This is a genomic window from Kineococcus sp. TRM81007 (assembly GCF_022669155.1).
GTDB lineage: Bacteria > Actinomycetota > Actinomycetes > Actinomycetales > Kineococcaceae > Kineococcus.
In genome coordinates, this window is the sequence record NZ_JALBVB010000053.1 from 36,273 (window position 1) to 57,784 (window position 21,512).

The following is a 21,512-nucleotide window of genomic DNA, read 5'->3' on the forward strand; positions in this document are numbered from 1 at the left end:
CGGCCCGCGGGCCCGCCCGTGGCGGGCTCGCGGGCCGGACGGCGGTAGGCTGCTGTCCCCGTGGCCCTCACCATCGGCATCGTCGGTCTGCCCAACGTCGGCAAGTCCACCCTGTTCAACGCGCTCACCGAGAACGACGCGCTCGCGGCGAACTACCCGTTCGCGACGATCGAGCCGAACGTCGGGGTGGTCCCGCTGCCGGACCCGCGCCTGGACGAGCTGGCCCGCCTCTTCGCCAGCGAGCGCACGGTGCCCGCCACCGTCTCCTTCGTGGACATCGCCGGCATCGTCAAGGGCGCCAGCGAGGGCGAGGGGCTGGGCAACAAGTTCCTCGCCAACATCCGCGAGGCGGACGCGATCTGCCAGGTCACGCGCGCCTTCGCCGACCCGGACGTGGTGCACGTCGCCGGCGCGGTCGACCCGGCCGAGGACATCGCGACCGTCCACACGGAGCTGGTCCTGGCCGACATGCAGACCCTCGAGCGCGCGCTGCCGCGCCTCGACAAGGAGGTCAAGGGCAAGAAGACCGACCCGGCGGTCCTGCGGGCGGCGCAGGCGGCGCAGGCCGTGCTGGACTCCGGCCGGCCGCTGTCGGCGGCGACCGCGGCGGACGACGTGGACGTCGAGCTGCTGCGCGAGCTGGGGCTGCTGACCACCAAGCCCTTCCTCTACGTCTTCAACGTCGACGAGACCGTGCTGGGGGACGAGGGGCGGATGGACGAGCTGCGCGCCCTGGTGGCGCCGGCGGAGGCCGTCTTCCTGGACGCCAAGCTGGAGTCGGAGCTGGCGGAGCTCGACGCGGAGGAGGCCGCCGAGCTGCTGGCCTCGGTCGGGCAGGACGAGCCGGGCCTGAACCAGCTGGCGCGGGTGGGCTTCGCCACGCTGGGCCTGCAGACCTACCTGACGGCCGGGCCGAAGGAGGCGCGGGCCTGGACGATCCGCGAGGGCGCCACGGCCCCGCAGGCCGCGGGCGTGATCCACACCGACTTCCAGCGCGGCTTCATCAAGGCCGAGGTCGTCTCCTTCGCCGACCTGGTCGCCGCCGGGTCGATGGCCGAGGCGAAGGCGCAGGGCAAGGTGCGCATCGAGGGCAAGGACTACGTGATGGCCGACGGCGACGTCGTGGAGTTCCGCTTCAACGTCTGACCCGCACCGCCCCGTGCCGGTCGGGGTGCGTGGCGTGCAGCACCACCTACGTGGAGTGACACTGGAGGGGAGTCGCCCCGGCACCGAGGGGTGTCCGGACGACTTCGCGCCACACCCGCGCCCCCGGGTGTTAACGTGCAGCCCGACCGCTAGAGGTGGACATCCTGCTCGCCAGGAGTCGCCACACCTGGGCAAGGTGCCCAAGCAGACGTGCTTGCTAGGAGGAGTCCCACCGTGAGCAGCTTCGAGAAGGACGACGAGCAGAGCGGCTCGCGCCGCGTCGGTCTCGTCTCCCGCGGCCCCGTCATCACCCGTCGCGCCGGCCTGGCCGGCCTGCTCGGCGCCGCGGCCGTCACCACGCTCGCGGCCTGCGGCGGCAGCGAGGAGGAGGGCAGCGGCGGCACCGAGGGCGGCGGCTCCGGCGGCGACGTCATCGCCAACGGCACCGAGCCGCAGAACCCGCTGGTGCCGACCTCCACCAACGAGGTGGGCGGCGGCCGTCTGCTGGACTCCCTGTGGGCCGGCCTCGTGTACTACCAGGCCGACGGCTCGCCCCAGAACGACGTGGCGGAGTCCATCGAGTCCGCGGACGCGCAGAACTACACCATCACGATCAAGCCGGACCAGACGTTCTCCGACGGCACGCCCGTCACGGCGCAGTCCTTCGTGGACGCCTGGAACTACGGCGCGCTGGGCACCAACGCCCAGCTGTCCAGCTACTTCTTCGAGCCCATCCAGGGCTTCGAGGACGTCCAGGCCGAGCCGCCGGTCGCGCAGACCATGTCCGGCCTGCAGGTCGTCGACGACACCACCTTCACGGTGGCGCTGACCCAGCCGGAGAGCGACTTCCCGCTGCGCCTGGGCTACTCGGCCTTCTACCCGCTGCCCGCCTCCGCGTTCGACGACATGGCCGCCTTCGGCGAGAGCCCGATCGGCAACGGCCCGTACAAGCTGGCCGCCCCGGACGCCTGGCAGCACAACGTGCGCATCGACTTCGTGCCGAACGAGACCTACACCGGCCCGCGGCAGGCGCAGAACGACTCGCTGGCCTTCGTCTTCTACGAGACCTACGACGCGGCGTACGCGGACCTGCAGTCCGGCAACCTGGACGTCATCGACAACATCCCGCCGTCGGCGCTGGCGACCTTCCAGGACGACCTGGGCGAGCGCGCCGTCAACCAGCCCGCGGCGGTCTTCCAGTCCTTCACCATCCCGCAGAACCTCCCGCACTTCAGCGGCGAGGAGGGCAAGCTGCGCCGGCAGGCGATCTCCCACGCCATCGACCGCGCCCAGGTCTGCGAGACGGTCTTCCAGGACACCCGCACCCCGGCGAAGGACTTCACGTCCCCCGTCATCGACGGCTACTCCGAGACGGTCCCGGGCAGCGAGGTGCTCGCCTACGACCCGGAGGAGGCCAAGCGGCTCTGGGCGGAGGCGGACGCGATCTCCCCGTACACGGGCACGTTCACCATCGCCTACAACTCCGACGGCGGGCACCAGGAGTGGGTGGACGCCACCGCCGCCTACATCCGCCAGACGCTGGGCATCCAGGCCGAGGGCGCGCCGTACCCGACGTTCGCGGCGCTGCGCACCGACGTCACCAACCGCACCATCACCGGCGCCTTCCGCACCGGCTGGCAGGCGGACTACCCGGGTCTGTACAACTTCCTGGCCCCGATCTACGCCACGGGCGCCGGTTCCAACGACGGCGACTACAGCAACCCGGAGTTCGACGCCCTGCTGAACCAGGCGGCGGCCCAGACGGACGCCGCGGCGTCGAACGAGCTGCTGCAGCAGGCGCAGACGATCCTCTTCGAGGACCTGCCCGCGATCCCGCTGTGGTACTCCAACGTCACCGGCGGCTCCTCGGAGGCGGCCAGCGACGTCCAGTTCGGCTGGAACAGCGTGCCGCTGTACTACCAGATCACCAAGAGCTGACCGCAGCGCTCAGGGGTGGACCGCTTCCGGCCGGTCCACCCCTGACGCGCGTGGAGGACCGACGCCGGCAAGGACAACGGCCGGGGGCGAGCAGCGAGGGCCCGCTCCCCGAGGAGGCTCGTGATGGGTTGGTACATCGGACGCCGTCTGCTGCAGATGGTGCCCGTCTTCTTCGGCGCGACGCTGTTGATCTACGCGCTCGTCTTCCTGCTGCCGGGGGACCCGATCCTCGCGCTGTTCGGCGAGCGCCCGGCCAGCCCGGCGGCGGTCGCCGAGCTGCGCGAGCGGTACAACCTGGACGAGCCGTTCATCGTCCAGTACCTGCTCTTCATCAAGGGCATCTTCACGCTGGACTTCGGGGAGTCCTTCTCCGGCCGGCCCGTGATCGAGCAGCTGGCCGAGGCGTTCCCCGTCACGATCAAGCTGGCCCTGATCGCCCTGGCCATCGAGGCCGTGTTCGGCATCGCCTTCGGCTTCCTCGCCGGCCTGCGCCGCGGCGGCCTGTTCGACTCGACCGTGCTGTTCCTCAGCCTGGTCGTCATCGGCATCCCCGTCTTCGTCCTCGGCTTCACCGCGCAGTACCTCTTCGGGGTGAAGTGGGGCGTCGTCGACCCCACGGTGGGCGGTGACCCGACCTTCGCGGAGCTGCTGCTGCCGGGAGCGGTGCTCGGGGCGCTGTCGTTCGCCTACGTGCTGCGGCTGACCCGCAACTCCGTGGCCGAGGCGCTCAGCGCCGACCACGTGCGCACCGCCACGGCCAAGGGGCTGGGCCGTCCGCGGGTGGTGACCGTGCACGTCCTGCGCAACTCCCTCATCCCCGTCGTGACCTTCCTGGGCGCCGACCTCGGCGCCCTGATGGGCGGGGCGCTCGTCACGGAGGGCATCTTCAACGTCCCGGGGGTCGGTCGGCTGCTGTACCAGGCCGTCATCCGCAGCGAGGGCCCCACCGTGGTGTCCGTCGTGACGGTGCTGGTGCTCGTCTACCTTCTCGCCAACCTCGTCGTGGACCTGCTCTACGCCGTCCTGGACCCGAGGATCCGCTATGTCTGAGACCACCGTGCGCCCCGGGCAGGAGCACTACGTCGCCCCGCTGGACACGACGCCCCTGGCGGCCGTGGACGCCGTCGACGAGAGCACGCCCTCGGCGAGCCTGTGGGGCGACGCCTGGAAGCAGCTGCGCCGCCGCCCGCTGTTCATCGTGCCCTCGCTGATCATCGTGCTGCTGATCGTGGTGGCGCTGTTCCCCTCGCTGTTCACCTCGGTGAACCCGCGCTACCAGGAGCTGTCGCGCGCGCTGGAGGGCGGCTCGGAGGGGCACCCGCTGGGGTTCACCCGCCTGGGCACCGACGTCTACGCCCGCCTCGTGCACGGCGCCCGCGCCTCGATCAGCGTCGGCCTGATCACCACGGCGATCGTCGTCGTGGTCGGCGGCGTCGTCGGCGCCCTCGCCGGCTTCTTCGGCGGCTGGATCGACGCGCTGCTGTCCCGGCTGGTGGACATGTTCTTCGCGCTGCCGCTGATCCTCGGCGCCATCGTCATGCTCCAGGCGCTGCAGGGCCGCAACGTGTGGACGGTCGCGCTGACCCTGTCGCTCTTCGGCTGGCCGCAGGTGGCCCGCATCATGCGCAGCTCCGTGCTGCAGGTGCGCGGCAACGAGTACGTCACCGCCGCGAAGTCCTTGGGGCTCGGCCGCTTCAGCACGCTGGCGCGCCACGTGCTGCCCAACGCGCTGGGGCCCGTCATCGTCATCGCGACCATCTCGCTGGGCACCTTCATCGCCGCCGAGGCCACGCTGTCCTTCCTCGGCATCGGCCTGCCCAGCAGCGTCGTCTCCTGGGGCGGTGACATCAGCAACGCGGTTCCGTCGGTGCGCACCGACCCGTGGATCCTGCTGTGGCCCTCGATCGCCCTGTCGGTGACCGTCCTGTCGTTCCTCATGCTCGGCGACGCCCTGCGCGACGCCCTCGACCCGAAGGGCCGCACCCGGTGACCGAGCCCACCTCGACGCCCGCCGAACGCCCCGTGGGCGGCGACGCCCCGCTGCTGCAGGTCCGCGACCTGCACGTGGACTTCAGCTCCGGCGGCAAGCCGGTGCACGCCGTGCGCGGTGTGAACTTCTCCGTCTACCCCGGGCAGACCGTCGCGGTCGTGGGGGAGTCCGGCTCCGGCAAGTCGACCTCCGCGCAGGCCGTCATCGGGCTGCTGCCGGGCAACGGCAAGGTCGTCGGCGGGCAGGTCCTCTTCGACGGGCAGGACATCGCCCACGCCTCGAAGAAGGAGTTCGTCGCCCTGCGCGGCCGGCACATCGGCCTGGTGCCGCAGGACCCGATGTCCAACCTCAACCCGGTGTGGTCGATCGGCTTCCAGATCCGGGAGGCGCTGGAGGCGAACGGCCTCGCCAAGGGCGCCGCGGCGAAGGAGCGCGCGGTGGAGCTGCTCGAGGAGGCGGGGCTGGGCGACGCCGCCCGGCGCGCCAAGCAGTACCCCCACGAGTTCTCCGGCGGCATGCGCCAGCGCGCCCTCATCGCCATCGGGCTGTCCTCCCGGCCGCGGCTGCTGATCGCGGACGAGCCGACCTCCGCCCTGGACGTCACCGTGCAGCGGCAGATCCTCGACCACCTGGACACCCTGACGGCCGAGATGGGCACCGCCGTGCTGCTCATCACCCACGACCTGGGCCTGGCCGCCGAGCGCGCCGAGCACCTGGTGGTCATGTACAAGGGCCAGGTCGTCGAGTCCGGCCCGGCGCTGGAGATCCTGCAGCGGCCGCAGCACCCGTACACCCAGCGCCTGGTGAGCGCGGCACCCTCCCTGGCCTCGCGCCGCCTGGAGTCGGTGCACCGCGCCGAGGTCGTCGAGCACGCCCGCGAGCACGCCGTGGAGGCGCACGAGCGCGTCGCCGGGGGAACGCACGCGGCGGTGGGCGCCGACACCGCCACGCCGAACGTCATCGAGGTCCGCAACCTCGTCAAGGAGTTCCACCTGCGCGGCTCCGGCCTGCGGGGGGAGACCCTGCGCGCCGTGGACGACGTCAGCTTCAGCGTGCGCCGCGGCACGACCACCGCGGTGGTCGGCGAGTCCGGTTCCGGCAAGTCCACCGTCGCGCAGATGGTGCTGAGCCTGCTGCCCGTCACCAGCGGCTCGGTGCTCTTCGACGGCGTCGACCTCACCGAGCTGGACCGCAAGCAGCTGTTCGAGTTCCGCCGGCGCGTCCAGCCGATCTTCCAGAACCCCTACGGCTCCCTGGACCCCAGCTGGAGCATCTTCCGCACCGTGGAGGAGCCGCTGCGTGTGCACGGCGTGGGCGACGCGAAGTCCCGCGAGGCGCGCGTGCGCGACCTGCTGGAGAAGGTGTCCCTGCCGGCGAGCTCGCTGCGCCGCTTCCCCAACGAGCTCTCCGGCGGCCAGCGCCAGCGCGTCGCCATCGCGCGGGCCCTGGCGCTGAACCCGGAGGTCGTGGTCTGCGACGAGGCGGTCAGCGCCCTCGACGTCCTCGTGCAGGGCCAGATCCTCACCCTGCTCAACGACCTGCAGGCGGAGCTGGGGCTGACGTACCTGTTCATCACCCACGACCTGGCCGTGGTGCGCCAGATCGCCGACGACGTGGTCGTCATGGAGAAGGGCCGGCTGGTGGAGTCGGCCACGACCGACGAGGTGTTCGAGTCGCCGAAGCAGGCATACACGAAGGCGCTGCTGGAGGCGATCCCCGGGGGGAGCATCCGGCTCGGCGCCTGACCGGTCCAGCGCGCCCCGCCCCGTCCGCCGGGGGCGGGGGCGCGGTCACAGGGTGACACCGACCAGGTGGCCGATGCCGTAGGTGACGGCCATCGCCAGCAGGCCGCCGCCGACGTTGCGGGCCACCGCGCGCGGAACCGGTGCACCGCCGAGGCGGGCGCTGACCACCCCGGTGACCAGCAGCGCCACGACGACCGCCGCCACGCACACGGCCACCCGCGTCCCCGGCGGCGGCAGCAGCACCGCCAGCAGCGGCAGCAGCCCGCCGAGCGTGAACGCCACCGTCGAGGCGGCCGCGGCCTGCCAGGGGCTCGTGACCTCCTCCGGGTCCAGCCCCAGCTCCGCCTCGGCGTGCGCTGCGAGCGCGTCGTGCGCGGTCAGCTCCTCGGCGACGCGCCGGGCCAGCTGCGGTGAGAGCCCCTTGCCCTCGTAGATGGCCGCCAGCTCCGCCAGCTCCTCGCCGGGCATCTCCGCCAGCTCCCGGCGCTCCTTCGCCAGCAGCGCCCGCTGCGTGTCGGACTGGGTGCTCACCGAGACGTACTCGCCGGTGCCCATCGACAGGGCCCCGGCGACGAGCGCGGCCACGCCCGCCGCCGCCAGCGCGCTGCCGTGGTCGGTGGCCGCCACCACGCCGAGGACCACCCCGGCCACCGACACGACGCCGTCGTTGGCGCCCAGGACACCGGCGCGCAGGCGGTTCAGCCGCGCGTCGACGTCGGAGACGTGCAGGGCGGGCTCGTCCGGGTGCGTCTCGACCACGCCGGGAGCCTAGAGCGGGGTGCTCCCGCACCACCGGGCGCACCGCGCCACCCCCTTGCGGCTGCCGTCGCCGCGTCGGGCCGCTACCGTGGCCGGATGCAGTTCGCCGTCGCACTGATCGTGCTGGCCGTCGCTGCCGGTGTCGCCGTCGTGTACTGGCGCACGGACCCGCGACACCGCCTCGACGCCTGCGAGCGGGTGGGGTACGGCAGCCGTGCCCGTCGCGACCGCGAGAGTTCGGGCACGCCCCACCACGGCTGAGCGGCCCCGGGCCGGGCCCGTGGCGGGGATCACGCAGGTCCCCCCGGCGCGGGCCGAACCCCCGCACCCGCTGCGACGTTGCAGACTGGTGAGGGGCGCCACCCGAGCGCCCCCGGGGAGAGGGAGTCGATGGCCGACACGCAGGACGAGCGCACCGGTTCGGCGGCCGCAGGCCGCCAGGACCGCGCGGCGCGGGTGGCCGCCATGCAGAGGGCCGACAAGGCGCGCGCACGCCGGCGCCGGGTGGCGCTGATCGCCGTCCCGACCGTGCTGGTGCTGGGCGCCGGGGCCGGGGTGGCCGCCGTCATCGCCGCCCAGCCGGACCCGCCGTCCCTGGAGGCGGTGAGCACCTTCGAGTACACCGGCGGCCAGCACACCCAGGAGGCCGTGCAGTACGCCGAGACCCCGCCCGTCGGCGGCGAGCACGCCCCCGTGTGGCTGAACTGCGGCGTCTACGCCGAGCCCGTGCCGAACGAGAACGCCGTGCACAGCCTCGAGCACGGCGCGGTGTGGATCACCTACGGCCCCGACCTGCCCGCCGAGCAGGTGGAGCAGTTGCGCGAGGCGGTCGAGGGCCGCGAGTACACCCTGCTCTCGCCCTACGAGGGCCTGCCCTCGCCGGTCGTCCTGTCCGCCTGGAACCACCAGCTGACGCTCCAGGACGCCGACGACCCGCGCATCGGCGCGTTCCTGTCGGAGTACGTCAACGGCCCGCAGACCCCCGAGCCCGGCGCCCTGTGCAGCAACGGCGTCGGCACCCCCGTCGGCTGACCGTGTCCCCCCGCGACTCCCGCCCCCGCGCCGGGCGGGTCCTGCTGGTCGCGGCCGCCGTGCTGGTGGCCCTGGTCGGCGGCGTCCTCGCTGGCCGGGCCCTGCCCGACGCGCCCGGCGAGCGGTCCGCCGCCGTGGGGTTCGCCCGGGACATGACCACCCACCACCAGCAGGCGATCGCGATGGCGTTCGAGGCGGTCCAGGAGGCGCCCAGCGCCGAGGTCCGCCAGCTCGCCGTGGACATCGCCTCCACCCAGGGCAACCAGGTCGGGCGCATGCAGGCCCTGCTGCGCGAGTGGGGCCACCCGCTCACCGGCTCGGCGCCCGCCATGGCGTGGATGAGCACCTCCCAGGGCCACGCCGGGCACGCCGAGCTGGCGCAGCAGGAGGGGCGGGCCATGCCGGGCATGGCGACCGCCGAGGAGATGGCCCGCCTGTCCGAGCTGACCGGCGAGGAGTTCGAGGTCTTCTTCCTGCAGCTGATGCTGCGCCACCACGCGGGCGGCCTGCAGATGGCCGAGTCCGGCGCCGAGCTCGTCGGCGACGAGCAGCTGCGCGAGCTGGCCGCGGCGATCCTGGCCAGCCAGAGCAGCGAGACGCAGGTGCTGACGGACCTGCTGGCCGAGCGGGGCGCGCAGCCGCTGCCCTTCCCGGCGGACGAGGCGGCCGGGGCGTGAGGCTCGTGGTGGCGGCGGCGCTGGTGGACGACCTGCGCCGCCCCCGCTCCCTGCTGGCCGCCCGGCGCAGCGCCCCGCCGGCGCTCGCGGGCCGGTGGGAGCTGCCCGGCGGCAAGGTGGAGCCGGGGGAGGAGCCGGAGGCGGCGCTGCTGCGGGAGCTGCGCGAGGAGCTCGGGGTGGGCGTCGAGCTCGGCGTCGAGGTGCCCGGTCCCGCCCGGGGCGCGTGGCCGCTCGGCGGGGACCTCGTGATGCGGGTCTGGTGGGCCCGCGTGGTGCTCGGTGGGCCTGCGCCGTTGCAGGACCACGACGAGCTGCGGTGGCTGGCGCCGGGCGAGTGGCGCTCGGTCGACTGGCTGCCGGCCGACGTCGCCCTCGCCCAGCGGCTGGAGGAGCTGGCCGGCGCCTAGGCGCGCGGGGCGCTCTCCGCCCCGGTGCCGCGCTGCGGGGCGTCGGAGACGGGCACGGTGCTCCGCTCGGCGCCCAGGTCCTTCACCAGCGCGACGCACAGCCCGATCATCACGACGAGGAACGGCGCCGCGACGATGATGGCGACGTTCTTCAGGGCCTGGATGCCCTCACCCTCGGAGCCGCCGACGCCCAGCAGGATCGCCGCGGTCGCACCGGTGAGCAGCGCCCACGTCACCGTCACCCAGCGGTTCGGCTCGTCGGCCCCGTGGGAGCTGAGAGAGCCCATGACGACGCTCGCGGAGTCCGCGCTGGTGACGAAGTAGATGACGATCATCGTCATGACGAGCAGGGAGCTGACGGCGCTGAGCGGCAGCGCGTCCAGCACCGTGAAGAACTGGCTCTCCTGCGAGAGCTCGCTGATGTCCGTGCCGCCCTGGAACTGCTCGTACAGGGCCGTCCCGCCGAGCACGGAGAACCACACGAGGGCGATCGCGCTCGGGGCCGCCACGACGCCGAGGACGAACTCGCGGATGGTGCGGCCGCGGGAGATGCGCGCCAGGAACGTCCCGACGAAGGGCGCCCAGGACATCCACCAGGCCCAGTAGAAGATCGTCCAGCCGCCGAGCCACTCCGTGCCGCCGTAGGCGCCGGTGCGGAAGGAGATCCGCGGCAGCTGCGAGAGGTAGTTCCCGGCGGTCGACGGCGCCAGGTTGAGGATGAAGACGGTCGGGCCGACCACGAAGAGGAAGAGCAGCAGCAGGACCGAGAAGACCATGTTGGTGTTCGACAGCCACTTGATGCCGCGCTCGATGCCGCTGAAGGCCGACAGCACGAAGCAGGCGGTGAGGATCACGACGATCCAGACCTGCGTCGAGCTGCTGACCTCGACGCCGAAGACCTGGTCGAGGCCGCCGTTGATCTGCGCGGCACCGAGACCCAGCGAGGTGGCGGTGCCGAAGATCGTCGCGAAGATCGCGAGGATGTCGATGAGCTTGGCCAGGCCGGTGCGGCCGCGCAGCAGCGGGGCGAACGGCGCCGAGAAGCCGCCCGTGCGGCCCTTGCGGTACCAGGCGTAGGCCAGTGCGAGGCCCACGACGGCGTAGATGGACCACGGGTGCAGGGCCCAGTGGAACATCGAGTAGATCATCGCGTAGCGCTCGGCGTTCTCGGTGCCCGGCGCGATCCCGGCCTCGGGCGGCGTCAGCGTGTGCGAGAGCGGCTCGCTGACGCCGTAGAAGAGCAGGCCGATGCCCATGCCGGCGCTGAACATCATCGCGAACCAGGAACCGGTGGAGAACTCCGGGCGCTCGTCGTCGCGCCCCAGGCGCTTCTTGCCGTGCTTGGAGAGCATGAGCCAGAAGGCGAAGCCGACGAAGCCGGTGGCGGCCAGGACGAAGGCCCAGCCGAAGTTCTCGGTCAACCACCCGAGCGCGTCGGCCGCGGCCGTGTTGAAGCCGGCGGGGAAGGCGAGGGCCAGGGTCAGGAAGGCGACGACAGCGAGGGCGCTGACGCCGAACACGACCTTGTCGACCGGGTACCGGCTGGGGCCCGCCGCGGGGTGCTCCGGGGCCGTCGGGGGGGTGGGCGATCGGTGGTCAGGGGGTGCTGACATGACTCCCAGGATGGCACGGTGCGGTTGTCTGGAACCAATCGAGATCCCGTGGAGGCACCCTCCCGCAGGGCCTCGCGCGAGGCGTCGTCGCAGGTCAGCGGGGTGCTCCGGGGCGCGGCGAGCAGGCCGGCCCGCCCCGGCGGCTAGAATGGGGCGTCCCCACCCCCGCGCACCGGATCGAGACTCCTCCCCATGCCCCTGAGCACCCGCGAAGACCTGCGCAACGTCGCGATCGTCGCCCACGTCGACCACGGCAAGACGACGCTCGTCGACGCGATGCTCTGGCAGTCCGGCGCGTTCCGGGCCAACGCCGACGTCGCCGACCGCGTCATGGACTCCGGCGACCTCGAGCGCGAGAAGGGCATCACCATCCTCGCGAAGAACACCTCGGTCCGGTACGCCGGCCCGGGTGCCCCCGAGGGTGGCATGACCATCAACATCATCGACACCCCCGGCCACGCCGACTTCGGCGGTGAGGTCGAGCGCGGTCTGTCCATGGTCGACGGCGTCGTGCTGCTCGTCGACGCCTCCGAGGGCCCGCTGCCGCAGACGCGCTTCGTGATGCGCAAGGCGCTCGCCGCCGGGCTGCCGATCATCATCGTGGTCAACAAGGTCGACCGCCCCGACGCCCGCATCGAGGGCGTCCTGGAGGACACCTACGAGCTGCTGCTCGACGTCGCCGACGACGCGGCCGGCATCGATCCCGAGTCGCTGCTGGAGGTGCCCGTCGTCTACGCCTCGGCGAAGAACGGCCGGGCCTCGACCAACCGCCCCGCCGACGGCGGGCTGCCGGACGCCGAGGACCTCGTCCCGCTGTTCCAGACCATCCTGGAGGCGGTGCCGGCCCCGGAGTACGACCCCGAGGCGCCGCTGCAGGCGCACGTCACCAACCTCGACGCCTCCCCGTTCCTGGGGCGCCTGGCGCTGGTGCGCGTGCGCGCCGGTGAGCTCGTGAAGGGCCAGCAGGTCGCCTGGTGCAAGCAGGACGGCTCCGTCGACCGCGTCAAGGTGACCGAGCTGCTCGTCACCGAGGCGCTGACGCGGGTGCCGGGGGAGAAGGCCGGTCCCGGCGACATCGTCGCCGTCGCCGGCTTCCCGGACATCACCATCGGCGAGACGCTCGCCGACCCGGACGACCCGCGGCCGCTGCCGCTCATCACCGTCGACGAGCCCGCGATCTCCATGACCATCGGCACCAACACGTCCCCGATGGCCGGGCGCGTCAAGGGCGCCAAGGTCACCGCGCGCCTGGTCAAGGACCGCCTCGACAAGGAGCTCATCGGCAACGTCTCCATCCGCGTCGTGCCCACCGAGCGCCCCGACGCCTGGGAGGTCCAGGGCCGCGGCGAGCTGGCGCTGGCGATCCTCGTGGAGCAGATGCGCCGCGAGGGCTACGAGCTGACCGTGGGCAAGCCGCAGGTGGTCACCCGCAAGGACGAGGACGGCAAGGTCCTCGAGCCCTTCGAGCACCTGACGGTCGACTCCCCCGAGGAGTACCTGGGGGCCATCACCCAGCTGCTCGCGTCGCGCAAGGGCCGCATGGAGACGATGACCAACCACGGCACCGGCTGGGTGCGCATGGAGTTCGTCGTGCCCTCGCGCGGCCTCATCGGCTTCCGCACCGAGTTCCTCACCGAGACCCGCGGCACCGGCATCGCCCACCACGTCTTCGACGCCTACGACCACTGGGCGGGTGAGATCCGCACGCGCAACTCCGGTTCCCTGGTCGCCGACCGCTCCGGCGCGGCGACCGGCTTCGCCATCGCGAACCTGCAGGAGCGCGGCCAGCTGTTCATCGAGCCGACCACCGAGGTGTACGAGGGCATGATCGTCGGGGAGAACTCCCGCGCCGACGACATGGACGTCAACATCACCAAGGAGAAGAAGCTCACCAACATGCGCTCCTCCACCGGCGACGAGCTGGAGCGCCTGGTGCCGGCGAAGAAGCTCTCGCTGGAGCAGGCTCTGGAGTTCTGCCGCGAGGACGAGTGCGTGGAGGTCACCCCCGAGGCGGTGCGCATCCGCAAGGTCGAGCTGGACGCCTCCCAGCGCGCCAAGTCGGCCTCGAAGGCCCGCCGCGGCTGACGCGCCCCCGACCCTCGCGGGCCGCCCCGGTGTCGCTGCCGGGGCGGCCCGCCGCGCGTGCGTGACGCGCACCCCCCGCCGCCCCACGAGCCGTGCCGGCCGCCGGCCACAGCACCGCGGCAGCGACCGCGGTGGCGGTGCCGGCCCGCTCCGGGCTGCGGTGATCCCCGTGCGGGGCAGGATGGGAGCATGACGACCCTGCCCGGACCCCCCGACGAGCCGGACGCCGCGACCGAGGGTGCCGCCGGTGCCGCCACGCAGGGGCGGGACCCGATGGAGATCGCCGAGGACGTCGTGGACGACGTCGCCCGCGAGCTGGACCCCGCCGAGCTGGCCTCCATGGAGCGCCTGGACCAGCCGCACCGGCTGCTGCTCGTGCACGCCCACCCCGACGACGAGTCCCTCGGCACCGCCCTGACCATGGCGCGCTACGCCGACGCCGGTGCGCACGTGGTGCTGCTGACCGCCACCCGCGGCGAGCTGGGCGAGGTCATCCCGCCCGAGCTGGCCCACCTGACGCCCGACGAGCTCGCCGGGCACCGCACGGGGGAGCTGGCCGCGGCCATGGAGGCGCTCGGCGTGGAGGACCACCGCTTCCTCACCCGCCCCGACGGCAGCGGCTACCGCGACTCGGGGATGGTGTGGGCCGAGCCGGGCCGGGCGGCCGCCGGCGAGGACGTCGACCCGCGCGCGCTGACCGCCGCCGACCCCGAGGAGGTCGCCGGGCGCATCGCGCAGGTGCTGCGCGAGGTGCGCCCGCAGGTCGTCGTCACCTACGAGCCCGGCGGCGGGTACGGCCACCCCGACCACGTGCGCGTCGCCGAGGCCACCGCCCGCGCCCTCGTGCTGGCCGCCGGCCGGGGCGCCGACGGCGACGGCGCGGCGGACGCGGACGTGCCGTGGCAGGTCGCGAAGGTCTACGAGATCGTCCAGCCCCTCAGCGAGGCGCGCGTCGCGCTGCGCCGGCTGGTGGAGACGGGGGCGCCCGGAGCCGCGGACCCCGACGGCCCGCTGCCCAGCGTCGTCGTGCCCGACGGGGAGGTCACCACCGTGGTCGACGGCGCCGAGCAGCTCCCGGCGAAGATCGCCGCGCTGCGCGCCCACGCCACCCAGGTCGCCCTCGACCTGGACGCGGAGGTGCCCGCGGTGCGGCTGTCCAACGGGGTGCCGCAGCCGCTGGTCGCCCGCGAGCACTTCCGGCTCGTGCACGGCGTGGCCGCCGGCCCCCTCGACGCCGACGGCCGCGAGACGGACCTCTTCGCGGGCATCGCCACCTCCTGATCCCACCCCCCACCCCGTCGCCCACCCGCCTCCACGTGGTCGCAGCTTCACCCTCCGTTGCGCCGGTCGGGGGAACACGATCCTCCGAACAGGTCACGACCGGTCGTGGTCCCTGCACGGCGGGGGTTGGGTGGGCGTCAGGCCCGGTGCTCCGTCCGGGCGGCGAGGAGGGGAGCGACCGTGGCCGAGATGCTCAGGGCACCGCACGGGCGGGACGGTGCGGGGATCACCCCCGTGCGGCGCACGGGCCGCGACGCGGGGGACGTCGGCCGGCTCCGCGAGCGCCGCCGCCGCCGCCGGACCGCGGTGCTGGCCGGGATCGTCCTCGCCGTGGTCGCCGCCGGCGCCGCGCGCGTGGCCAGCGGCCGCACCCTGCTGCCGGCGTGGCCCTCGATCGACCCGCTGTACCTGATGTCCGGGCTGTTCTTCGCGGTGCTCATCGCGGTGCTCCTCGGGCAGACCCTCGTCGCCGGGCGCTCCCCGCACGTGGTCTACCGGCCCGAGCAGATCGACGTGACCCTCGAGGACGTCAAGGGCCTGGCCCCCGTCAAGGAGGACGTCGAGCGCAGCCTCGACCTCTTCCTGTCCGCGCGCAGCTTCCGCCGCGACATGGGTGGCCGCCCCCGCCGCGGCCTGCTCTTCGAGGGCTCACCCGGCACCGGCAAGACGCACATGGCCAAGGCCATGGCCCACGAGGCCGGGGTGCCGTTCCTGTTCGTCTCCGCCACCTCGTTCCAGTCCATGTGGTACGGCGCCACCGCCCGGAAGGTGCGCTCGTACTTCCGGGCGCTGCGCAAGGCCGCCCGCGCCGAGGGCGGCGCCATCGCCTTCATCGAGGAGATCGACGCCATCGCCGCAGCCCGCGGCGGCATGGCCGCCGCCACCCCGGCGCCCGCCGCGGCCGTGCTGGGCTGCGGCGGCCTGACCGGGCTGGCGATGGGTGCGCCCACCGCCGCCGCGCCGGTGCGGGTGGAGCGCCTCGCCAGCAGCGAGGGCGCCAGCGGCGTCGTCAACGAGCTGCTGGTGCAGATGCAGTCCTTCGACGAGCCCACCGCCTCCGAGCGGCTGCACGGCTGGGCCGTGGACGCCGTCAACCGGTTCCTGCCCGCGCACCGGCGCCTGGCTCGCCCGCGCAGCGAACCCGCCGAGGTCCTCGTGATCGCCGCCACCAACCGCGCCGACGCCCTCGACCCCGCCCTGCTGCGCCCGGGGCGCTTCGACCGCCGCCTGACCTTCGGGCTGCCCGACAAGACCGGCCGCCGCGAGCTCGTCGACCACTTCCTGGCGGCCAAGGCCCACGAGCCGCAGCTGGACGACGCGGAGCGGCGCGACGCCCTGGCCGGCATCACCAACGGCTACAGCCCCGTGATGATCGAGAACCTCCTCGACGAGGCGCTGGTCAACGCGGTGCGCCGCGGCGCCGACGGCATGTCCTGGGCGGACGTCGAGCACGCCCGCCTGGTCACCGAGGTGGGGCTGGGTCAGCCCGTCGGCTACACCGCCCACGAGGAGCGGCTCATCGCCACCCACGAGGCCGGGCACGCCACCGTCGCCTGGCTCGTGGCGCCGCAGCGCCGCCTGGAGGTGCTCACCATCGTCAAGCGCGCCGACGCCCTGGGGCTGCTCGCGCACGGCGACGCCGAGGACGTCTACACCCGCTCGCGCGCCGAGCTGGCCGGGTTCATCAAGATCGCCTTCGGCGGGCAGGTCGCCGAGGAGCTGTTCTTCGGCGACGTGTCCACCGGCCCGGCCGGGGACCTGCAGGCGGCCACCTCCACGGCGGCGCAGATGGTCGGCGCCGCGGGCATGGCCGGCACGCTCGTGTCCTTCGCCGCCGTGCAGAACGGTGCCCTGGCCGACGGCAACCTCGTCGCCCGCGTCCTCGGCGACGCGGAGGGCCGCCGCCTGGTGGAGAGCCTGCTCGCCGAGCAGAAGGGCGCCGTGCGCGAGCTGCTCGAGCGCCACCGCTACCTCGTCGCGGCGCTGCGCGACGCCCTGCTGGAGCGGCACGAGCTCATCGGCCGGGAGATCACCGACGTCCTCGAAGCGGCGCACGCCGCGCACGGCGCCGACCCGCGGGCCGCGGGCGCGCCGCGCGTGCTCGACCTGCGCGACGGCGCCGCGCTGCGCACGTCCCCGGGCACGCCCCGGGGCTGACCCGCGCCACCGCGCCCGGAGGGGAGGCGCGGACGCGCGGGGACCGAGGCCGGGCCCGCCCGCGCCCTCCGGGGGGAGGGAGCGCGGGCGGGCCGGGCGCTCAGGTGCTGCCGGACAGCTGGAACCACACCGTCTTGCCCCTGGCCGGGGGGTGGGCGGTCTCCACGCCCCACCGGGTGGCGAGGAGGTCGGTCAGGGCCATGCCGCGCCCGCCGGTGGCCTCCGGTCCCACGTGGCGGACCACGGGGGCGGTGGGACTGGCGTCGGTGACGGCGATGCGCACGTGCTCCTCGGCGCACGCCACCTCGACGGTGACCGGGCCCTGACCGTGGCGCACCGCGTTGGCGACCACCTCGGAGGTCAGCAGCTCCACGAGGTCCTCGTCGACCTGCGGCCCCGAGGTCGCGCAGCAGCGGGCGACCACGTCGCTGACCCAGTGCCGGGCGGTGCAGACCGCTGAGAGCTCAGGGGCCACGACGAGCTGAGCCATCGGTCCTCTTCCCACCCGATCACCAGGGGTGATCGCTCACTGGTACCGCGGATCCGCGGGGAACCGGGGGCCCGGCACCGCCACTGTGCCGCCACGGCGGGGTGGCGGCAAGCGCAGGGTCCGCGGGTGCTGCCGTAAGGTCGATGCGGGCGGTGGTGCTCCCCGGAGCGCACCGTCGCACCTGTCGGTGCGTCTGCACGCGGTGCAGCGCTGGAGTCGAGGTCGTGCAAGTGGTCGCAGCACCCGTGCCGGGAGGCGAGAGCGCTCCGAGGACCGGTGCTCCGGGTGGCGAGGGGGCCGGTGCGGCGCCCGTCCCGCAGCCGGGGGACCCGCCGGCGCCCGCACCGGCGGGGTCGGCGGCCGACGAGCGGGTCCGGGCCGCCCGGCGGCTGGCGAGCGCCCCGGCGAACCCGGCCCTGCAGCACCTGGCGGAGCTGGCGGCGCGGCTGCTGTCGGCATCGGCCTCGCAGGTCTCGCTGCTGACCGACGTGCAGACCATCAGCGCGCAGGCGGGGCAGGACCCCGACCTGCTGGGGAGCACCGGCCCGCTGGCGGAGTCGCTGTGCACGGTGACGGCCTCCGGCGCGGAGCCGCTGATCGTGGTCGACGCCGTCGCCGACGCGCGGGTGGCCGCGCTGCCGCCGGTGACCAGCGGGGCGGTGGGCGCCTACCTGGGTGTCCCGCTGGTGGGCCAGGACGGTCACGTCGTCGGTGCGCTGTGCGTCTTCGACCCGGCCCCGCGCCAGTGGGCCACCAGCGACGTCGCCGTGCTGGTCGACCTGGCCGAGGCGGCGATCGCGGAGCTGGAGCTGTCGGCGCTGTCGCTGCAGTACGAGACCGACCGGCTGCGCTGGCAGCTGGCGATCGCCGCCGGCGGGGTCGGCAGCTTCGACTGGGACCTGCGCGCCGACGTCCTGACCTGGGACGAGCGGGTCCTGGAGCTGTTCGGCTACGACGCCGGCGACTTCGACGGCACCATGGGCGCCTTCGAGGACCGCGTCCACCCCGACGACCTGGGGCGGGTCCGGCGGCTGCTGGCCGAGGCCGTGCGCACCGGTGCCACCTTCGAGGCCGAGTACCGCCTCGTCCTGCCCGACGGGGACACCCGGTGGGTCAAGGCGCGCGGGGAGGCGCTGGTCGGCGCCGACGGGCGCCCCGCGCACCTGCTGGGCGCGGTGTACGACACCACCGCCGAGCGGCGCGAGGACGTCCGCGTGTCCCGGGTGCTGGAGGCGATGTCGTCGGCGTTCTGCTCCCTGGACCGCGACTGGCGCTTCAGCTACGTCAACGCCGAGGCGGAGCGGGTGCTGCAGCGCCCGCGCGAGGAGCTGCTCGGCGGGGACGTGTGGGAGCTGTTCCCCGACGCGGTGGGCTCGCAGTTCGAGGAGCAGTACCGCCGCGCGATGGCCACGGGCGAGCAGGTCGACTTCGAGGCGTACTACCCCGCGCCCCTGGACCGCTGGTACGAGGTGCGCGCCTGGCGCGACCCGGACGGGCTGTCGGTGTACTTCCTGGACATCACCGCGCGCAAGACCGCGCAGCAGCAGGCCGAGACCGAGCGGGCGGCGGCGCAGGAGGCCCTGCGGGCCGCCGAGCAGGCCCGGCGCGAGGCGCAGCGGGCGCAGACGGCCGCCGAGCGCACCGCCGAGCGCCTGCAGCTGCTGGCGCGGGTCAGCGCCGACCTGAGCGCGACGCTGGACACCGAGGAGGCGGTCGCCCGCCTGGCCCAGCACCTGGTGCCGGCGCTGGGGGACTGGTGCCTCGTCACCCTCGTCGACGAGGGGGGCGCCCTGCGCGACATCGGGGCCTGGCACGCGCAGGAGGAGATGCGCCCGCTGGTCCAGCGCTACCGCGAGATCCGGCTGGGCTCGCTCAGCTCACCCACCTCCTTCCTGCACCAGGCGCTGCGCGCCAACAGCCCGGTCCTGGTGCCCTCCGGTGCCACCGGGGCCATCGCGGCCCTGCTGGACGGTGAGGCGCGAGACCTGCTGGTGCAGCTGGCCCCGGAGAGCGGGCAGGTGCTGCCGCTGCGCGCGCGGGGGCGCACCGTGGGGCTGGTGACCATCCTGCGCGGCGCGGGTTCGGGCGACTTCAGCAGCCAGGACCTGCTGACCGCCAGCGAGGTCGCCGACCGGGCGGGCCTGGCGCTGGACAACGCCCGCCTGTACGGCCAGCAGCAGCGCATCGCCGAGGGGCTGCAGCACAGCCTGCTCACCGCACCGGTGCAGCCGGACCACCTGCAGATCGTGGTGCGCTACCGCCCCGCCGCGCAGGCCGCCCAGGTCGGCGGCGACTGGTACGACGCGTTCATGCAGCGCGACGGCGCCACCGTCCTGGTCATCGGCGACGTCATGGGCCACGACATCGACGCGGCCGCGGGGATGAGCCAGGTGCGCTCCCTGCTGCGCGGCATCGCCTACTTCAGCGGCGGTGCCCCCGCCGCCGTGCTGTCCGGCCTGGACGCGGCGATGGAGGGCCTGACCGTCGGGATGACCGCCACCGCGGTGGTGGCGCGCCTGGAGCAGAGCGTGGACGAGCGCGAGCGCGACGTGACCCGGTTGCGCTGGTCCAACGCCGGGCACCCCGCGCCGATGCTGCTGACCCCCGACGGCACCGTGACCGCCCTGACGGGCCTGCGGCACGACCTGCTGCTGGGCATCGACCCGCACCTGCCGCGCCTCGACGAGGAGGTCGCGCTGGACCGCGGCTCGACGGTCCTGCTGTACACCGACGGGCTGGTGGAACGACGCGGCCAGGACTACGACGAGGGCCTGCTGCGGCTGCGCGCAGCGATCGCCGAGCTGGTGGGGGAGGACCTGGACGGCCTGTGCGACGGCGTGCTGGAGCGACTGCTGCCCGAGCGCGCCGAGGACGACGTGGCCCTCGTCGCCGTGCGCCTGCACCCCCAGGACCGCCCCCGCCCCGCCGGGGCGGGCCCCCGACGGGTGCCGCCGCACGTGCCCGACGAACCCCCGCCGCCCGCGACCTGAGGCCCCCGCGGGCGGGGAGGTCAGGAGCCGGGGCGCACCCGGTAGTGGTAGGCGTGGTGCACCGAGAACCCCGCGGCCGCGTACAGGGCCCGGGCCCCGGTGTTCGCCTCCGCCACCTGCAAGCAGGCCGAGACCGCCCCGCGCGCGCGGCCGAAGTCGGCGACCTCCGCGAGCAGCCGGTGGGCCAGGCCGCGTCGCCGGTGGGACGGGGCGACCTCCACGGCCGTGAGCCCCACCCAGCCGGGGCTGAGCGAGCCGCGCGCCACGGCGACGGTGGCGTCGCCGTCGAGGACGCGCACGAACACCTGCTCGTCGGCGGAGACCAGCACGCGCCGCCCGGCGGGCGGCACCGCCGTGGTGCCGCGGTAGCGGTAGTGCGCCAGCCACTCCTCGTCCGGCTCCGGGGTGCTCGCCACCGAGCAGCCCGCCGGCAGCGGCGCGTCCGCGGCGGCGGGCAGCGCGCGCAGCGCCGCGGTCAGCACCAGGGTCGGCGTGTCCACGGCCCAGCCGCGCGCGGCCAGCTCGCCCGCCACGGCCGGGGAGTCCAGGGGCGCGCCCGCCGGGTGGGGGACCGCCACCCGTGGCGGCAGGCCGCGCCGGTCGTAGAAGTCCTCCACCGCGGCCACCGCCCCGTCCAGCGGAACCCCCGGTGAGCCGATCGCCAGGGCCGAGTTCGCCCGGCCGGTGAACCCGCCGGCCGCGCGCAGCCGCCAGCCGCCCAGGTCCACCCGCTCGTCGGGACGCCAGTGCTCGGCCACCACGGCCTCCAGCTCGTCGACGCCGACGGCCTCGTGCGCGGCGCCGCGCCTGCGCGGCGGCGGGGGCACGGCCTTGGCGGCCAGCACGTCCGCGCGACGCACCCGCACCTCGCCGCGGCGCGTCGCCACGACCAGCTCCGCCTCCCCGGCGGCCACCAGCTCCCCGAGGGCGTCGCTCGCCGAGCCGTCCGCCAGCCGGTGGCGCACGACCACCCGCGCGCCCACCACCAGCTCGTGCTCGCGCAGCACGTGCGCCAGTCCCGAACCGCCCTCGTCCACCGCAGCCCCCGCTCCCCGACGGCGAGCACCGACGGCGTCCGCGATACTAGGAGGACGCGTCCGGCGGACCGTTGCGCCGGAGGAGGAGGACAACTCGTGACCTACGTCATCGCCCAGCCCTGCGTGGACCTCAAGGACAAGGCCTGCATCGAGGAGTGCCCGGTC

General features: G+C 74.3%; 17 protein-coding genes and 1 pseudogene. 14 read left to right on the forward strand and 4 right to left on the reverse strand.

Annotated features, from left to right (window positions below; all coding sequences use genetic code 11):
• Nucleotides 1-60: 60 nt before the first annotated feature.
• From ychF to MN205_RS11720, 5 genes are all read left to right on the forward strand, one after another.
• The gene (gene ychF / locus MN205_RS11700; RefSeq protein WP_242127423.1) at nucleotides 61-1,146 is read left to right on the forward strand and encodes a redox-regulated ATPase YchF; all 1,086 of its coding nucleotides are present in this window, start codon (nucleotides 61-63) and stop codon (nucleotides 1,144-1,146) included.
• A 306-nt stretch (nucleotides 1,147-1,452) separates the two neighbouring features.
• Nucleotides 1,453-3,084 (forward strand): ABC transporter substrate-binding protein, encoded by a 1,632-nt coding sequence (locus MN205_RS11705; protein ID WP_374115927.1) that lies wholly within the window; start codon nucleotides 1,453-1,455, stop codon nucleotides 3,082-3,084.
• 123 nt (nucleotides 3,085-3,207) lie between these two features.
• Nucleotides 3,208-4,134 (forward strand): ABC transporter permease, encoded by a 927-nt coding sequence (locus MN205_RS11710; protein WP_242127427.1) that lies wholly within the window; start codon nucleotides 3,208-3,210, stop codon nucleotides 4,132-4,134.
• The gene (locus MN205_RS11715) at nucleotides 4,127-5,074 is read left to right on the forward strand and encodes an ABC transporter permease (RefSeq protein ID WP_242127429.1); all 948 of its coding nucleotides are present in this window, start codon (nucleotides 4,127-4,129) and stop codon (nucleotides 5,072-5,074) included. The genes MN205_RS11710 and MN205_RS11715 overlap by 8 nt, the downstream gene beginning before the upstream one ends.
• A complete protein-coding gene (locus tag MN205_RS11720; RefSeq protein ID WP_242127431.1) occupies nucleotides 5,071-6,819 on the forward strand; it encodes an ABC transporter ATP-binding protein in 1,749 nt (582 codons plus the stop codon). The genes MN205_RS11715 and MN205_RS11720 overlap by 4 nt, the downstream gene beginning before the upstream one ends.
• Before the next feature lie 45 nt (nucleotides 6,820-6,864).
• Here the strand turns inward: MN205_RS11720 and MN205_RS11725 are convergent, their stop codons facing one another.
• A complete protein-coding gene (locus tag MN205_RS11725; protein ID WP_242127433.1) occupies nucleotides 6,865-7,578 on the reverse strand; it encodes a VIT1/CCC1 transporter family protein in 714 nt (237 codons plus the stop codon).
• Nucleotides 7,579-7,674: 96 nt separating this feature from the next.
• Here MN205_RS11725 and MN205_RS11730 point away from each other — a divergent pair, with 96 nt between their 5' ends.
• From MN205_RS11730 to MN205_RS11745, 4 genes are all read left to right on the forward strand, one after another.
• On the forward strand, nucleotides 7,675-7,839 hold the full coding sequence (locus MN205_RS11730; RefSeq protein WP_242127434.1) for a hypothetical protein: 165 nt from the start codon (nucleotides 7,675-7,677) through the stop codon (nucleotides 7,837-7,839).
• Nucleotides 7,840-7,968: 129 nt separating this feature from the next.
• Nucleotides 7,969-8,610, forward strand: a complete 642-nt coding sequence (locus MN205_RS11735; protein ID WP_242127436.1) for a DUF3105 domain-containing protein — start codon at nucleotides 7,969-7,971, stop codon at nucleotides 8,608-8,610.
• Nucleotides 8,611-8,612: 2 nt separating this feature from the next.
• Nucleotides 8,613-9,287 (forward strand): DUF305 domain-containing protein, encoded by a 675-nt coding sequence (locus MN205_RS11740; RefSeq protein WP_242127439.1) that lies wholly within the window; start codon nucleotides 8,613-8,615, stop codon nucleotides 9,285-9,287.
• Complete coding sequence (locus MN205_RS11745; RefSeq protein ID WP_308220274.1) at nucleotides 9,284-9,694, forward strand: (deoxy)nucleoside triphosphate pyrophosphohydrolase; 411 nt, start codon at nucleotides 9,284-9,286, stop codon at nucleotides 9,692-9,694. Before MN205_RS11740 ends, MN205_RS11745 begins: the two co-directional genes overlap by 4 nt.
• On the opposite strand, the gene MN205_RS11750 is transcribed toward MN205_RS11745, so the two are convergent.
• Nucleotides 9,691-11,307, reverse strand: a complete 1,617-nt coding sequence (locus MN205_RS11750; protein ID WP_242127441.1) for a BCCT family transporter — start codon at nucleotides 11,305-11,307, stop codon at nucleotides 9,691-9,693. The two genes, MN205_RS11745 and MN205_RS11750, sit on opposite strands and share 4 nt — an antisense overlap.
• 192 nt (nucleotides 11,308-11,499) lie before the next feature.
• Between MN205_RS11750 and typA the strand changes: the two genes are divergently transcribed.
• From typA to MN205_RS11765, 3 genes are all read left to right on the forward strand, one after another.
• Complete coding sequence (typA, locus tag MN205_RS11755) at nucleotides 11,500-13,392, forward strand: translational GTPase TypA (protein ID WP_242738377.1); 1,893 nt, start codon at nucleotides 11,500-11,502, stop codon at nucleotides 13,390-13,392.
• A gap of 339 nt (nucleotides 13,393-13,731) precedes the next feature.
• Nucleotides 13,732-14,673 (forward strand): N-acetyl-1-D-myo-inositol-2-amino-2-deoxy-alpha-D-glucopyranoside deacetylase, encoded by a 942-nt coding sequence (gene mshB, locus MN205_RS11760; RefSeq protein WP_374115928.1) that lies wholly within the window; start codon nucleotides 13,732-13,734, stop codon nucleotides 14,671-14,673.
• A gap of 189 nt (nucleotides 14,674-14,862) precedes the next feature.
• Nucleotides 14,863-16,830 carry an AAA family ATPase gene (locus MN205_RS11765; protein WP_242127909.1) on the forward strand — a complete coding sequence of 656 codons (1,968 nt, stop codon included), beginning with the start codon at nucleotides 14,863-14,865 and terminating at the stop codon, nucleotides 16,828-16,830.
• A gap of 100 nt (nucleotides 16,831-16,930) precedes the next feature.
• Here the strand turns inward: MN205_RS11765 and MN205_RS11770 are convergent, their stop codons facing one another.
• Complete coding sequence (locus tag MN205_RS11770) at nucleotides 16,931-17,320, reverse strand: ATP-binding protein (protein ID WP_242127445.1); 390 nt, start codon at nucleotides 17,318-17,320, stop codon at nucleotides 16,931-16,933.
• Between the two features lie 230 nt (nucleotides 17,321-17,550).
• Between MN205_RS11770 and MN205_RS11775 the strand changes: the two genes are divergently transcribed.
• Nucleotides 17,551-20,310 (forward strand): SpoIIE family protein phosphatase, encoded by a 2,760-nt coding sequence (locus MN205_RS11775; RefSeq protein WP_242127447.1) that lies wholly within the window; start codon nucleotides 17,551-17,553, stop codon nucleotides 20,308-20,310.
• Nucleotides 20,311-20,330: 20 nt separating this feature from the next.
• On the opposite strand, the gene MN205_RS11780 is transcribed toward MN205_RS11775, so the two are convergent.
• Nucleotides 20,331-21,317 (reverse strand): GNAT family N-acetyltransferase, encoded by a 987-nt coding sequence (locus tag MN205_RS11780; protein WP_242127449.1) that lies wholly within the window; start codon nucleotides 21,315-21,317, stop codon nucleotides 20,331-20,333.
• Between MN205_RS11780 and MN205_RS22340 the strand changes: the two are divergent.
• Nucleotides 21,303-21,512 (forward strand): annotated as a pseudogene (locus tag MN205_RS22340) (hypothetical protein); the annotation flags it as partial. The gene MN205_RS11780 and the pseudogene MN205_RS22340 sit on opposite strands and share 15 nt — an antisense overlap.